Raw genomic sequence first — 12,644 nt, 5'->3', positions numbered from 1 at the left:
GCCTCGAAGGAGACAGCCGCGGTGGCGAAGCTCAAGTCGGTGATCTCCTCGTACGGTTCGGGCTCCGACGCATCCGTTGCAGGGGAGTCCGGGGCCGGGTTCCCGGTGGGCGGGGCCGGGTCGGGCTCGGCCGGTTCCGGCGCTGGAGAACCGTCGGACATAAGCGATCCTTCCGTGCAGGGTGGGTGCGTTCTGTAGCTGACGTCTCTACGGTCCGATGTGAGTGAAGGGGGTCCAGATCCTGGGTTCGTCGGGCGCCTCGTCCCTTAAGGCCCGTACGACGTTGTGCAGGGCCGATGCGGCGGCCTCGGGCCGCAGTCGTCCCTCGTTCGTGATCTCGCCGTAAACCGCGCTGAACACCTGGGCCGCCGTTGAGTCGTCCACTGACCACAGGGCCGCGACCACATGCCGGTACCCGGTGTAATGCAGCGCGGCGGCCAGTGTGACGGCCTCGTCCGGCAGATTGATCCCGCCGACGGCAGTCTTGCAGGCGGACAGGCCGGCGAAGTCGCCCCGGAACTGGCGCGCGGAGATGTCGGAGATTGTGAGCATCCCGTCGTACAGGAGCAGGCCCCCGCGGGACGGATCAGCGAGGTCCTGGTCGCCGTGGCAACTGAAGTGCACCCACCGGTGCCGCGTGAGCTGCTCATCAACAGCGCGCCGAGTAGCTTCCGGCCCTTCCAGGAGCGTCCGTCGCCCGGGCGGAAAGAGCGCGGTGAGCACGTCGCGTTCGGCGGCTACATTGTACAGCGGGGGCTGTCCCGGGACGTCGCCCACGGCGACGACGAGCATGCGGTCGCCGTCCGCTCCACCGAAGTCCGCGCGTGAGGTGTCGCCGTCCCTGGCCATGCGGTCGGCCGATACACGAACGGACCGTGCCTCCAGCAGCGCTCGAAGCGTCGGCGTGTACGAGGACACGACACGGTCGAGCACGCTGCGGGGGGCACCATCACCGGCCGCTTCACCGTGGTGTCCGGCTGTGTGCACGGGCAGCAGTGTGAGCGGTCCGGTGGGGCACCACCACAACCGTGGCCACGGCGTGCCGGTGGGCGGGACCTGATCCAGACCCAATTCGTCCAGTACCGGCTCAGCGATACAGTCCCACAGCCAGCCCTGGAGGGACCTGAGCATGTCGTCCGTGCTGTGCTCTGCCTTCATCAATGCGGCCGCGGCCAGGCCTTGGGCGCGGATGGCCGCCGGGGTCGCGGCGGCGTCCACGGCGTCTCTTGCCATCAGGTGGTCGTGCCCCGCCCGCTCCGCATCCTGGAGCGTACGCAGATATGTGTCGGCCCGCTCAGTCGCTTGGCCCAGGGTCAGGTCCGGCAACTTTCGGTTGCGCACACCTTCCTTGGTCACGATCAAGGCGTCGCAGGACCACTGGCTGACGTTGACAACGACGACCGGGCCGTCGCTCGCGACCGGCAGCAGCGAGTCGAGGCGGGGCGGGCGCAGGAAGTCTTCGAATCCTTCCAGCTTCCGTACCTGTTCCACGAGGTCGTCCCACTCGCGGGCGAGGGCCATGCGCCGATCCACCAACCCTGCCGGGCCCTCGGCCTCCGCCACGGGATGCCCCCTCCGTCTGCTCCGGCTTGTCGACGCGGAGTCCGCGCATGCAGACTATCGCTGGAAACCCGCAGCAGATGCTACGCACGAGGACAGTTACTTCGTGTCCAGATTGCCCTACGGGGCCTGCTGTAAGACGATTGCGGCGGTATCCAGAGCATGAGCAGCCAAGGTAGGACTTCCTCTGGACTGGGATGAGGCTGCTTAAAGGGACCAAGAACAGAGAAGGTTACCTAGGGCGGATGAGCCCGAATGGTCCATCGTGACGGTCTCGACCGTCGCGGTGAGAGGGGACTGGGTGGTGCTCGGACAGGATCCTCCCAGCGACAGGGCACTACTCGAACGCTTGCTTGCATTGCTGTCCGAACGAATTAGGTCGTTCGTTGTGGACGGGGATTCGGCCCCATTGCTGGCCGACGACACCGTTGGGATGGTCGATCGGCTGCGTTCGACATCGGAGGGGTTCCCCTCCGATGGGTCCGTCGCCATCGCTGCGCTGCACGTGCTGTCCTACGTCCACTGGTGTCGCTATCTCGCCCTGTCGGGGGACGAGCGTCATGTCGAGTTCGAAGCCGCAATGGATCTGTTCGTCCATTTGCGGCGGAGCAGGCCCGACCTCCTGCCCCCTCCAGTGCAGCAACTGCTACATGTCCAGGGCGACACGCGAGAGCCAGAAGACGGTCTCGATAGAGCGACGAGTCAGGCAGTCGTGATCCTGCAGTCCGACCCGAGTAACGCCGACCTTGACCGGGCGATTGGGCTGCTCAGGGGAGCGATTCGATCCGCGAGCAGGTGGCACTCCGGCCGAGCATTGGCCCTTTCAAATCTGGGCGCTGCGCTATCTATGCGGTCCGAGGAATCCAGCGGCGACGCCGACCTTGACGAGGCGATCGACGCTGCCGCCCAGGCCGTTGCCGCAACTCCACCCTGTCACTCCAATCTGCCAAACTATCTGACCAATCTCGGCCTGGCACTCAGCGCCCGCTATGAAAGCCGCGGTGACGTCGCAGACATCAACGCCGCGGTGGCGGTCGGCCGACGCGCGCAGCGGGCGCTTCCACCGCGCCATCCCAACCGCGCCGAGGTGCTGCTGAACCTGTCCGGGGCGTTACACGCCCGGTCCGCCGCGACTGGGGAACTCGGCGATCTGGCAGAGGCCATGGACGTCTTGCGCTGCGCCCTGAGGTCCGTCTCCGATTCGGACCCTGTCCGGGTGATGCTCTTGTCGAACCTCACCAGTCTGCTGATGAGTCGCTACAGCCGAAAGGGAGAGGGCAGGGATCTGGAGGAGTCGCTCAGCACGATCCGGCTGGCCGTGCAGGAGGCCCCAGATGGGAGCGCCAGGGCGGCACCGCTGGCTAACCTCGGATCAGTCCTTCTGGCGCGCTTCGAACGCCTGGGAGACCCGGCCGATCTCGACGAGGCTGCACACTCACTTCGGACGGCTGTCCGCACACTGCCCGAGTCCCATTCCGACCGCCCAGCTGCCCTGTTGAATCTGTGCCTCGTATTGCTGACACGGCACGAGCGTACCGAGGATCCCACGGAGCTCACGGAGCTCACGGAGCTCACGGAGGCAATCAGGGCAGGCCAGGAGGCCGTCGATGCCACCCCCCTCCGCTCTACTGCTCGGGCGAAGCGGCTCTCGGGCCTCGCCGTTGCGCTCCGGGCCCGCTTCGAGATCACGGGTGACCAGAGCGACCTCGACCAGGCGATTGAACTAGGCCAGCAGGCCATCAAGCTGACCCCGCCTGGACATGAGGACGCGGCAGCGTATCTGTGCAATCTCAGCAACCGTCTGCGCATCCGGTTCGATCAGGGCGGCGACTGGGCCGATCTCACTGAGGCAGTCCAAACCGCCCGTCTCAGTGTTCAGCGGACACGGATCGGCGCCCCCGAAACAAATCGAGCATGGTCGAACCTCGCGATGGCGCTCATGACCCGCTACGAGTATGTCCGGGACCTCGACGACCTTGAGGAAGCCATCCCGGCAGGCCGAAAGGCAGTGCAAGCAGCCGCCGCCGATGCCTCCAATCTGGCGGGAATGCTAAACAACCTGGGGATCATGCTGAGGGTGCGCTTCGAGAAGACCTCCGAGCCAGCCGTCTTGAACGAAGCCATCGACGCGAGCCGGAAGGCCTGCCGGGTCTCCGCGCCAGGTGACCCGAGACTAGCCGGCCGGATGTCGAACTTGAGCCTTGCGTTGCAGGCCAGGCACCAGCTGCTCCAGGAGACCGACGCGCTGGTAGACGCTGACGACCTGGCCGAAGCCATCGACCTCAGCCGCAAGGCTGTCGAACTTGTTCCCATGCGAGGCCCGAAACGCGCGTCGTTCCTGTCAGGCTTGGGAAACGCCCTGCGCGCGCGGTTCGGCCAGTCAGGTGATCCGAGCTCCGTGGATGAGGCGGTCGCAGCGTTCCAGGAAGGGATCTCGGTCCTCCCTGACGGCCATCCTGACCGCGTCGGGATGCTCGTGAACCTCGGAGCTGCTTTGCAGTCGCGGTTCGCGATGGGAGGCGGCCATCAGGACGCGGACGCAGCCATCCGGGCCTGGTCAACTGCAGCGGGCACCCACACAGGCGAGGCGTCCGCACGGGTTACCGCAGCCGAGGGCTGGGGAGCCCTCGCGTTCTTCCTCGGCAGGGCGCCGAGTGCGCTCGACGGCTACGCGACGGCGGTGAGGCTGCTGCCACTCGCCGCCTGGCGCGGTGTCGGCAAGACCAGCTTGGAACGGTTGATCGCAGATCGATCGGGGATCGCTTGCGACGCGGGAGCGTGTGCAGTGCGGGCTGGCCTCCCCGAACAGGGCATTGAACTACTCGAACAGGCTCGTGGAATCATGTGGGCGCAGATGCTGGAGACCCGAACTGACCTCTCAGTGCTCGCCGAGGCCAGCCCGAAACTAGCAGCGCAACTCAACTGGGTGCGGGCCGCACTTGACCGTTTCGAGTGGGCGCAGATGGAAGAGTAAGTGTTGACGCCCGCCCCAGGCCGGCGGGACTACGGACCGCCGGGTGCCTCGGTGCGCGATGGCCGGACAATACCTTGGGCGTGAACCTGCCCTCGGTAGATGTCGTGGTCGTAACCGCTGTCGGCGACGAGCGAGTCGGGTCCGCGGCGCAGGTGGCCGACTCCTTCGAGAACCGGCGGGGTGGCGTCGACACTACGAGGCCCCGGCGTGCCGGGCCCCTCGTAGGGCTCCGGTGGCCGCCCGCTTCAAGTCAGGCGCACCGCCTGACGGTGTTGGACGTGTTGGACTTACGGCCACTTGATCAGGTGACGAAGTGCTGAGAGAGCGGGGCATCCGTACCGGGCCGTTCGGCGCGCCGCTCGCCGCCGATGTCCCGTTAACATCAACCCGGTGCCGACAGCCGGGTGAATTCCGCCTGGCTGGGCCGTTTCCGATCGACTGGGCCTGCCAGGGTCGGAGAGGATCGCGGTGCCGGGCTTCCCCGCGCCGGGCCGCCGGCAGCGCAGAACAGAAGGTCACGCATGGCTGACCAGCCCCTCGCCACAGTTACCGCAATCAGCGACGCCCCCTGCGGGAACTCGCTGACCCAGGTCCGCAGCTGCTACGGCGCGATCTCTGCAGTCAGCATGCGGGCCCGTCAGAGGAGGAAGGACCAGGCGCGGAAGGCAGGCCGACGGTGGCTTGAGCGCTACGACGACGCGATGGAGATGCGGCTGCTGCTGCACCTGGCCACCAGCGTCTCGGGGGACACGGCGATCCCGGTCGACTACCGTGCTCTGGCGCTGGAGGTGAATGCCGATCCGGGACGGCTGCGTGAGGTCGCCGCCGAGCTCGCTGAGGACCAGGTGGTCGTACTCGAAGCCGAGGACGACCGCGGCGTCCAGCACGTCTGGCTGAACCCGTCGATCGCGTACGCCGAAGGCACCGACGTCTATGCCGCTGCTCGGCGCCACCGCTTTCCGCAGTTCCAACTCACCGACGGGCGAGCAGAAGTCACGCCGTTCGAAAGCATCACCTGGCAGATGATCCAGTACTGCGACACGACGATGTTCGGCGGCCACCCCTGCGGGCAGGTCCTCTCCGACGGAATGTGCCCCGACCATGCCAGGGATACCGACCGGGCAGCAGCGACCGCCCACCGCTTGGCGGCCGCCGCACGGAACCATGAGCGCTTTCGCCTCGGCCAGATCAAGCTGCGCCGTGAACGAGCCCGAGTGCGTACCGTCGCCTGCCCGGACTGCAAGGCCCTGCCGGGCGAGCACTGCCGCACGGTGACCGGCGAGCGGGCGCGCTCCTCCCACAGCGCGCGCCGGGCGGCGGCCACCGCCCAGGCGGTTCCGCCGACGGCTCACTCTGCCGAAGGCCTGCCCGCCGACTCCAAGGCGTAGCGGCTTTCGGCTACGGCACGTTCACGCTGAAGACGGTGAGCACGGCAGCCACCAACAGCGAGGCTGTGACCCGTGCTCCACCATCAGAGGCCACCCGCCGCGATGGGCCGGTGGTCCTCGACGGTGTGGTCCCCGTCCTCCGGACCTGCGTCGCCCCGGGGGTGGGCGCCGGGTCGCTTCTGCGCGGCAGTGCGGCCGAGCCGGACAGTGACCCGTGGAATCGGCGGTTGAAGGCCACCTCGCACGGCATCCCAGCGGCCACGCGCCGCGCCAGATCCATCTGCCTGCGACGGCTTCCCGGAGCCGGACCCGCCAATCAGAACGGGGGCGCTCCTGTCCTGTGTTCGGATCTGCGGCGCCGTCACGCATGGCAGGCGACTCCCGGAACTCGGAGCGGGTGTTTCAGCGGCAGCGGGATGGCCTTCGATTGGAATCGCTCGGCCGGGCCGGAGCCACGGCCGCTCCAGCGAGTTGGCAGTCCGCGGGTCCCCGGGGTCGGCGCAGTGGGCTCCCGACCGCGATCGCATCTATATCTACTATTCAGCTCAATAGCTACGGATAGATGCTCTACGGTAGTGCCGTCAACCCCATGCGCACTGCCGAGGAGCGTTCATGACGCTGGATCAGGTTCTCTTCACCAACTCCAAGCACGCCCGCGACAGCCCCCTGGAGGAACGCGCCACCGGAATCCTGGGAGCCTGGTTGGCAGGCCGGGGCGACGGCACCCGGCACACAGCCTTCGATCCGAACCGCATTGCCGCGGTCATCGGCACCGCCCACGGCAGGGTCATCGGTGCGTACGACACCGTCGAAGGCGGCGACGGCAAGGTCTGGGAGTACTTCGAGGACACCAACGTGTCCGGGCGCCAGCGCGTCAAGTTCCACGGCCGGCCCTCCGCCGAGTTCGCCCAGCTGGTCGGCCAGCCGTCGCCGGTGACGTGGGTGAGGGGGGAACGCTCGCCCGTGAAGGTCATGGAGCTGGGGGCACTGCGCGAGCTCTACTCGAGGACCGAGCCGGTGACCACCGAGAGCGGCCCGGCACAGCGAGCCGTCGTCGGGGGAGCGACCGTGACGGCCGACGCGGACGGGAACCTGACCGTCGACGCCCCGGCCGGCGTCGCGGTGACCGTACGGACCGGCCGCACCGCCGAGACTCCACCCCCGTCCGCCAAGACTGGTCCGCCTCGGATCGTGCTGAGGAGCGAGGGCAGCGCCGAGGCCGCCTACATTCCGAACGGGCTGGTCCGCCTGATCGTCGAGCATGCGCTCAGCGGCTTCGACGAGGAAATCCTCAAGGGGACGATCCGTGTGGTCGACCCTTCCGGCGACGAGGCCTTCGGGCGGGAGGTGGCCGCCTGCATGGCCCGGCTCCGCGCGGCTGGCGAGCGGGAGGCAAAAGGCATGTTTGAGCTGCTCGGTCAGGCGGGCGTCCAGGAGGTGGCCGAGGTCATCGAGCGCCGGCTGGCAGGGGTTCTCGGATGAGCGTCGTGCGGACCCGGGCGCGCCGTCCGCGCCCGTATCTCGACCTCAAGGTCGGTGGGCTGAAGGTCGTCCTTCAGGAACGGCCCCGGCTCCTCGCCAACGGGCGCTTCGCGGCCGCCGTTTCGGGGGTCGCGGTGACCGTGCTCGGCGGCGTCGCCTATTGGGCCACGGGCTGGAACCCCTTCGTCTGAGGCCGCGTCCGAAGTGGTACGCGCTGGACGGGTCGCGGGCGCGCGGTAGTCCCCCTGCCGGGGCATCCGCGCTCGCGGCAGTGCAGCCGTACGCAGGGGTACGCCCGCGCAGCGCGCCGTCGCATCGGCGCGCGGAACCGGATCGGCGGTCCGCTGGCGCTACCGTCATGAACGCGCCATCCCTCAGGAAGTGCCGCAGTGGGGTGCTCCCGCAAGGATCGCTGCACGTGGGGCACACGATCCCGGCGGGAATCCGCATCCCGGCGCTCCCATCGTGCCAGCCAGGGTACGCGCAGTGATCGAACCGTTGCCGATGGTCAGTGCCTAAGTGTTCGATTGTGACCTTCTGTCGACGCTCGAAATCGGTTGTGGCTGGTTCATCTCCACTGGTGGAGCCGCTTCTTGATGAAGCGTCCGGGACTGTCGGAGGCCGCTGGTACACCAATCTCCGAGACGGTCCGCGCACGGTGGACCGCCGTTGGGGAGGGGAATCCCATGCCTGAGGGCTACCACGTCGTCCGCAGCCACATCCGCCGCAATCCGCGGCCGAGCGCGAAGAAGACCAGCGGCTGGGTGATCGCGGGCGCGATCGCCGCGGTCTGGCTGTGGGGTCACTTCGTCGGCTTCGCCGATGCGAGCACCACCTCGCCGACAACCCCGTCCCCGTCGGCGTCGGCCCCTGCGGCCCCGTGATGGCACGGCGCCGGTTTCGGGTGAGGAGACCGCGCGGCACCGCCGAGCAGATCGCGGCGGTCGCCGTCGCCGTCGCGGTGGCGGCCTGGCTGATGCAGGCGGCCGTCGCGGTCGGCCGTGCCGTGCTCGGCGGCTGGCCGGTCCTGGCGGCTCTGGCGATGGCCGGGATCGTGAGCGGCGCCGTGCTCGGATTCCGCCGGGCCAGGGCTGGCCGCGGGCGCGCCCAACGACTCGCCCGGCTGCGGTTGACGCTGGCCGAGATCGACGCACTGTCGGACCAGGAGTTCGAGTTCGCGCTGCGGGACCTGCTGATCCGCGACGGCTGGTCGGCCCGGCAGGTCGGCCAGCAGGGCGACCAGGCGGCAGACGTCATCGGCCAGGACCCGCAGCGCGGGCGGATCGTGCTGCAGGCCAAGCACACCAAAGTCGGCGGGAAGGTCGGATCCCAGGTGATGTACCAGGTCAAGGGCACCGCCGGCCCCGCTCACGGCGCCGACATCGCCGTGGTCGTCACCAACGGCTTCTTCACCCGCGACGCCAAGGCCTGGGGCGACAAGCACCAGATTCACTGGGTCGACCGTGACCGGCTGCGGACCTGGGCCGAGCACGGCGTGGCCCTGGGCGACCTGCTCCGGTTGCCGGCCCGCGCGCCGAGAAGGGCCTTCGGCCGGTCGGCGGCCTGAGAGGCGGCCAGGGCCAGGGCCGGTCCCGGAGCCGCTGCGGCCGTACAGCCGAAGGACGACTTTCGAGTTCAAAATGAAGACACCCGCGGGTGTCCGGGAGGGGGCACAGTGAGGGAAGACGGTTCGTTCGACCCCTTGTTGAAGATCGCGGTCGGGTGCGCGGTCGTCTGGGTCGCCGGCACGATGCTCTGGCGCTGGCTGTCCGGCGACGCCTGGCACTGGGTCACTCACGACGTGTGGGGGTGGATCACCGACCACCCGTGGTGGTCGGCGCTCATCGCCGTCCCTGTGGCGGTGCTCCTGATCGTGGTCTTGATCGGGCTGTTCAGCTCGGATGGCGACTACCAAGACAGTGATGACGAGCCCTGGGAGGACGCTCAGGCGCTCACCTACAGCCTCGCGCAGCTTGCCGCCATGAGCCCGACCGGTTTCGAGCAGGCCTGTACCGAGCTGCTCATCCGTGACGGCTTCACCCGGGCCAGGCGCGTCGGCGGTGCCGGCGACCTCGGAGCGGACGTCACCGCCTGGGATTCCGAGGGACGCAAGGTCGTCCTCCAGTGCAAGCAGTACAGCCGCCCGGTCGGCTCCAAGGACATCCAGACCTTCAACGGGACCGCCCGGCCGGAACACGGCGCCGATGTGGCCACCATCGTCGGGCTCAACGGATTCACGGCCCCCGGGAGCGACTTAGCCGACCGCCACGACATCTGCCTGGTCGACCGCGGAGCGCTGGCCCGCTGGGCCGGTGGCGACCACCTCTACTCCGTCATCGGGCGGCGACTGCCGCTGACCTGAGCAGCTGCGCGGCGACCCGAGAGCCGGGCGCACCACCGAACGTCTGCGATCGGACCGGTCTCATCGATCGGGACCGCGTCACGAAAGGGAAGATGGCATGCCGTCCCAGAACCTCAGCGTTGCACGCACCAGGGGCCGGGCCCTGGCCCGCCGGAAGCCGCGCACCGCGCAGGAGGAGTGTGAGAGGGCCGAACGCAAGGCCCGCGTGAAGAAGACCGTGGTCTCCTGCTTTGTGCTGTCACTCCCCGTGTACGGCGCGGTGACACGGCTGCTCTTCCACGTCCACTGGGCGATCGACACCGCGGTGGCCGCTGCGGCGTTCCTCGCGGCCGTGTGGCTCGCCAGGGTCCAGGACCGCGAGAAGTGGGACGAGCGGGTCCGAAGGCACGGTCTTCGCTTCGGCCTGGACCAGATCGCCAGGCTCCACCACCGCCAGTTCGAGATCCTGGTGCGTGACCTGATGCGCCGCGACGGGTTCACCGCCGAACAGGTCGGCGGGGCCGGCGACAACGCCTGCGACGTCCGGGGCGTTGACCCGGACGGCCGCATCTGGTCTGTGCAGTGCAAGCACAGTCGCAGGGGCCGGGGCGGCACGACGGTCAGGGTGCACGTGCTTCAGCAGGTCAAGGGCACCGCAGGCCCGGTACACCGTGCCCACTTCGCCGTCGTGGTGACCAACGGACGGTTCACGGCGAACGCCGTGGAGTGGGGTGCGGCCTACGGGGTCCACCTGATCGACTCAGCCAAGCTCGACCAGTGGGCGGCCGGAGGCCAGCCGTTGTGGGAGCTGGTCGACGGCTCCCGCCCGCGACGACACCCCGCCGACCTCACCCGGGGATGAACCCCGGTTCGGTCGGCGGCCGCCACAGCCGAGGACTTTCCCCCGGGGTAGCCGGAGGCGGCCGCTGACCGATGCCAGCGGACCGCCCCTGGGAGTCAGTGGCCGCGGCTCCGCGACCCGGCCAGGCCCGTTACTGCCCGTCGCTCGCACCGGGACCGCACCGGTCACGGCCTCCGGAGGCGCCGGGCAGACGGGAGGAGATCTGCCATCGGCCCAGGCCCTGCCCGGACGGTGATGCCTCGCGCAGATCCTCCAAGGCGTCCTCGGCCTCGGGTACGCCGCCGTGCACGCTCACGTGCCACTGCCCGGAAGGCAGCTCGGCGATCAGGACGTGAACCGTGCACTCCGCGGAGTCCGCTGCGATCTTGGCGCGCAGCTCGACGTCACCACCGGGCGCGCAGCCCAGCCGCTCCGTCACCTCGCCGATGCGCTCGGCCAGGCCGAGCTCCCGGAGCCGCCACACCACGGCGAGCTCACTGACGCCCAGCCGGCCGGCAAGGTCGGGCAGTTCGTCGCGGCGCTCCCACGCGGTGGTCAGCACCTGGTCGTCGGAGGTGCTCCAAAACGTTTGTCCGTGACGCGCGAGGTTGGCACGGAGCACGCTCTCCCAGTCGTACTGTTCGTCGTCGGCCAGCCGTGCGCGAAGCAGAGCCTCGGCGTCGGCTCTCCTGAGACCGTCCTGGTGGGGGAGCAGTCGCAGCATCGCCGCTCGGACCGCGTTCGGGGAGCGTCCGTGGATCTGGGCCAGGTCCTCCAGGACCAGCCCTTCCCGCAGTTCCGTCACCAGCTGGGCGAACTCCGCCGCCCACCAGCGCTCACCCACCCGCGCCGTCGACATCCCGTACCCCCTTCGTCCCGTCAGCCCTCCGGGTACATGATGCGCCGCCCCGCTGACAGGTCGGCACCCACAGCCACCGCCACGAGCTCCCGGGCGCGCCTAGCGCAACACGACCACGAGCGCACGATGTTGCCCGAGCCGACGCGCCTGGCGTTGGGGCTGCGGTAAGGGGTGTTCACGAGTGGGGCTGACCAGCAGCAGGCGGGGTCCTTGAAGATCGCTTCCCGTTTACTTGGTGATCGTTTCCCGAGTCGGCTGTCAGAGCCGGATGCCATGCTGCCGAGCAGAAGAGGGCGGCAACGGGTTGCGGGGGCTGAGTGCGATGGGTTTCGAGGGCCAGGTCTGGCGTCTGGTAGGCCAGGATGAGCCGGTGGGCGAGATCGTGATCGAGGAAACCGACTTTCCATGGCTTCGCGGGCGCTTCATCGCAGGTCCGGCCTTCGCCGCGTTTGAGCCGCTGTTCGCCCGGTCAGGGGCACTGGCCGACGCGGAGGACTGGGAGGGCTTCGAGGGCGTCTACGGGGAGATCACGAAGGCCCTGTCCTTGGTCTCGCCCTCGGGCCCCGTGGCCGAGTTCCTGCTCCATATCCAGGACGGTCATTCCTGGTTCCGGTGGAGCGACGAGCCGTTCGACGACGGGGACGATGACAGTGATCACGTCGTGAACGATTCGAGGACACCACTGAACAACGGCGTCGACCCCGGCCTCCCGATCATGACCTGGGAGCGGTTCTGGCAGCTCATCGAGGTTCTCGGCGGTGACACCGGCATCGAGACCTGCCAGGACCTCGAAGAGGGCTGCGCCCGCCTGACCAAGCTTCTCTCGTGCGAGCCGGTGAGCCAGATCATCGGCTTCGGCGAGCGTCTCTCCGAAGCACTCTACCGCTTGGACCAGGAACAGTTCGGGACCCTGCCGATCTTCGGGGCGGTGCTGCCCGACGGCTCGCCGTTCCCGCAGTCGAGCGACCACTTCCTCTACACACGCGCCGCAGTGGTGGCTGCGGGCCGCGACGCATACGAGGGCGTGTTCTACGATCCCGAGCGGTTCGCACCGTTCACGGCGCGGCAGTGCGAGCAGTTGCTCTACGTGCACGAGGAGGCGTTCGAGCAGGTGACCGGGACGGAGTGGGACCGCCTGACCCGCTACGACCACGAGTCCTGCTCGAACAAGGACGGTTGGCCCGAGCTCCGTGGCTGAG

General features: G+C 68.7%; 11 protein-coding genes and 1 pseudogene. 9 read left to right on the top strand and 3 right to left on the bottom strand.

The window, feature by feature from the left end; translation table 11 throughout:
- Positions 1–207: 207 nt before the first annotated feature.
- Positions 208–1,521, bottom strand: coding sequence for a CHAT domain-containing protein (locus tag OG689_RS42020; protein WP_266328551.1), 1,314 nt, complete (start codon positions 1,519–1,521; stop codon positions 208–210).
- Between the two features lie 304 nt (positions 1,522–1,825).
- On the opposite strand from OG689_RS42020, the gene OG689_RS42015 reads away from it, so the two are divergent.
- On the top strand, positions 1,826–4,534 hold the full coding sequence (locus OG689_RS42015) for a hypothetical protein (RefSeq protein WP_266328549.1): 2,709 nt from the start codon (positions 1,826–1,828) through the stop codon (positions 4,532–4,534).
- Between the two features lie 65 nt (positions 4,535–4,599).
- Here the strand turns inward: OG689_RS42015 and OG689_RS42010 are convergent.
- Positions 4,600–4,725 (bottom strand): annotated as a pseudogene (locus OG689_RS42010) (IS5/IS1182 family transposase); the annotation flags it as partial.
- A gap of 330 nt (positions 4,726–5,055) precedes the next feature.
- On the opposite strand from OG689_RS42010, the gene OG689_RS42005 reads away from it, so the two are divergent.
- From OG689_RS42005 to OG689_RS41975, 7 genes are all read left to right on the top strand, one after another.
- Entirely contained in the window at positions 5,056–5,922 is an 867-nt protein-coding gene (locus OG689_RS42005) for a hypothetical protein (protein WP_266328547.1), read from the top strand.
- A gap of 612 nt (positions 5,923–6,534) precedes the next feature.
- Complete coding sequence (locus OG689_RS42000) at positions 6,535–7,404, top strand: hypothetical protein (RefSeq protein ID WP_266328545.1); 870 nt, start codon at positions 6,535–6,537, stop codon at positions 7,402–7,404.
- Complete coding sequence (locus OG689_RS41995) at positions 7,401–7,595, top strand: hypothetical protein (RefSeq protein ID WP_266328543.1); 195 nt, start codon at positions 7,401–7,403, stop codon at positions 7,593–7,595. The genes OG689_RS42000 and OG689_RS41995 overlap by 4 nt, the downstream gene beginning before the upstream one ends.
- A gap of 495 nt (positions 7,596–8,090) precedes the next feature.
- Positions 8,091–8,288: a hypothetical protein gene (locus OG689_RS41990; RefSeq protein WP_266328541.1), complete on the top strand. Its 198-nt coding sequence runs from the start codon at positions 8,091–8,093 to the stop codon at positions 8,286–8,288.
- Positions 8,288–8,971, top strand: coding sequence for a restriction endonuclease (locus OG689_RS41985; protein WP_266328539.1), 684 nt, complete (start codon positions 8,288–8,290; stop codon positions 8,969–8,971). Before OG689_RS41990 ends, OG689_RS41985 begins: the two co-directional genes overlap by 1 nt.
- Positions 8,972–9,106: 135 nt before the next feature.
- On the top strand, positions 9,107–9,766 hold the full coding sequence (locus tag OG689_RS41980) for a restriction endonuclease (protein WP_266328537.1): 660 nt from the start codon (positions 9,107–9,109) through the stop codon (positions 9,764–9,766).
- A 97-nt stretch (positions 9,767–9,863) separates the two neighbouring features.
- Positions 9,864–10,607, top strand: a complete 744-nt coding sequence (locus tag OG689_RS41975) for a restriction endonuclease (RefSeq protein ID WP_266328535.1) — start codon at positions 9,864–9,866, stop codon at positions 10,605–10,607.
- Positions 10,608–10,737: 130 nt separating this feature from the next.
- Here OG689_RS41975 and OG689_RS41970 read toward each other — a convergent pair whose 3' ends face one another.
- A complete protein-coding gene (locus tag OG689_RS41970; RefSeq protein ID WP_266328533.1) occupies positions 10,738–11,445 on the bottom strand; it encodes a hypothetical protein in 708 nt (235 codons plus the stop codon).
- 370 nt (positions 11,446–11,815) lie between these two features.
- On the opposite strand from OG689_RS41970, the gene OG689_RS44975 reads away from it, so the two are divergent.
- Positions 11,816–12,643: a DUF4240 domain-containing protein gene (locus OG689_RS44975; protein WP_323189307.1), complete on the top strand. Its 828-nt coding sequence runs from the start codon at positions 11,816–11,818 to the stop codon at positions 12,641–12,643.
- Position 12,644: the final 1 nt, after the last annotated feature.

The sequence above is a fragment of the Kitasatospora sp. NBC_00240 genome (assembly GCF_026342405.1).
In the GTDB taxonomy this organism is placed as follows: Bacteria; Actinomycetota; Actinomycetes; order Streptomycetales; family Streptomycetaceae; genus Kitasatospora.
The sequence above is the reverse complement of the archived record's forward strand: the minus strand, read 5'-3'. Positions and strand labels throughout refer to the sequence as shown.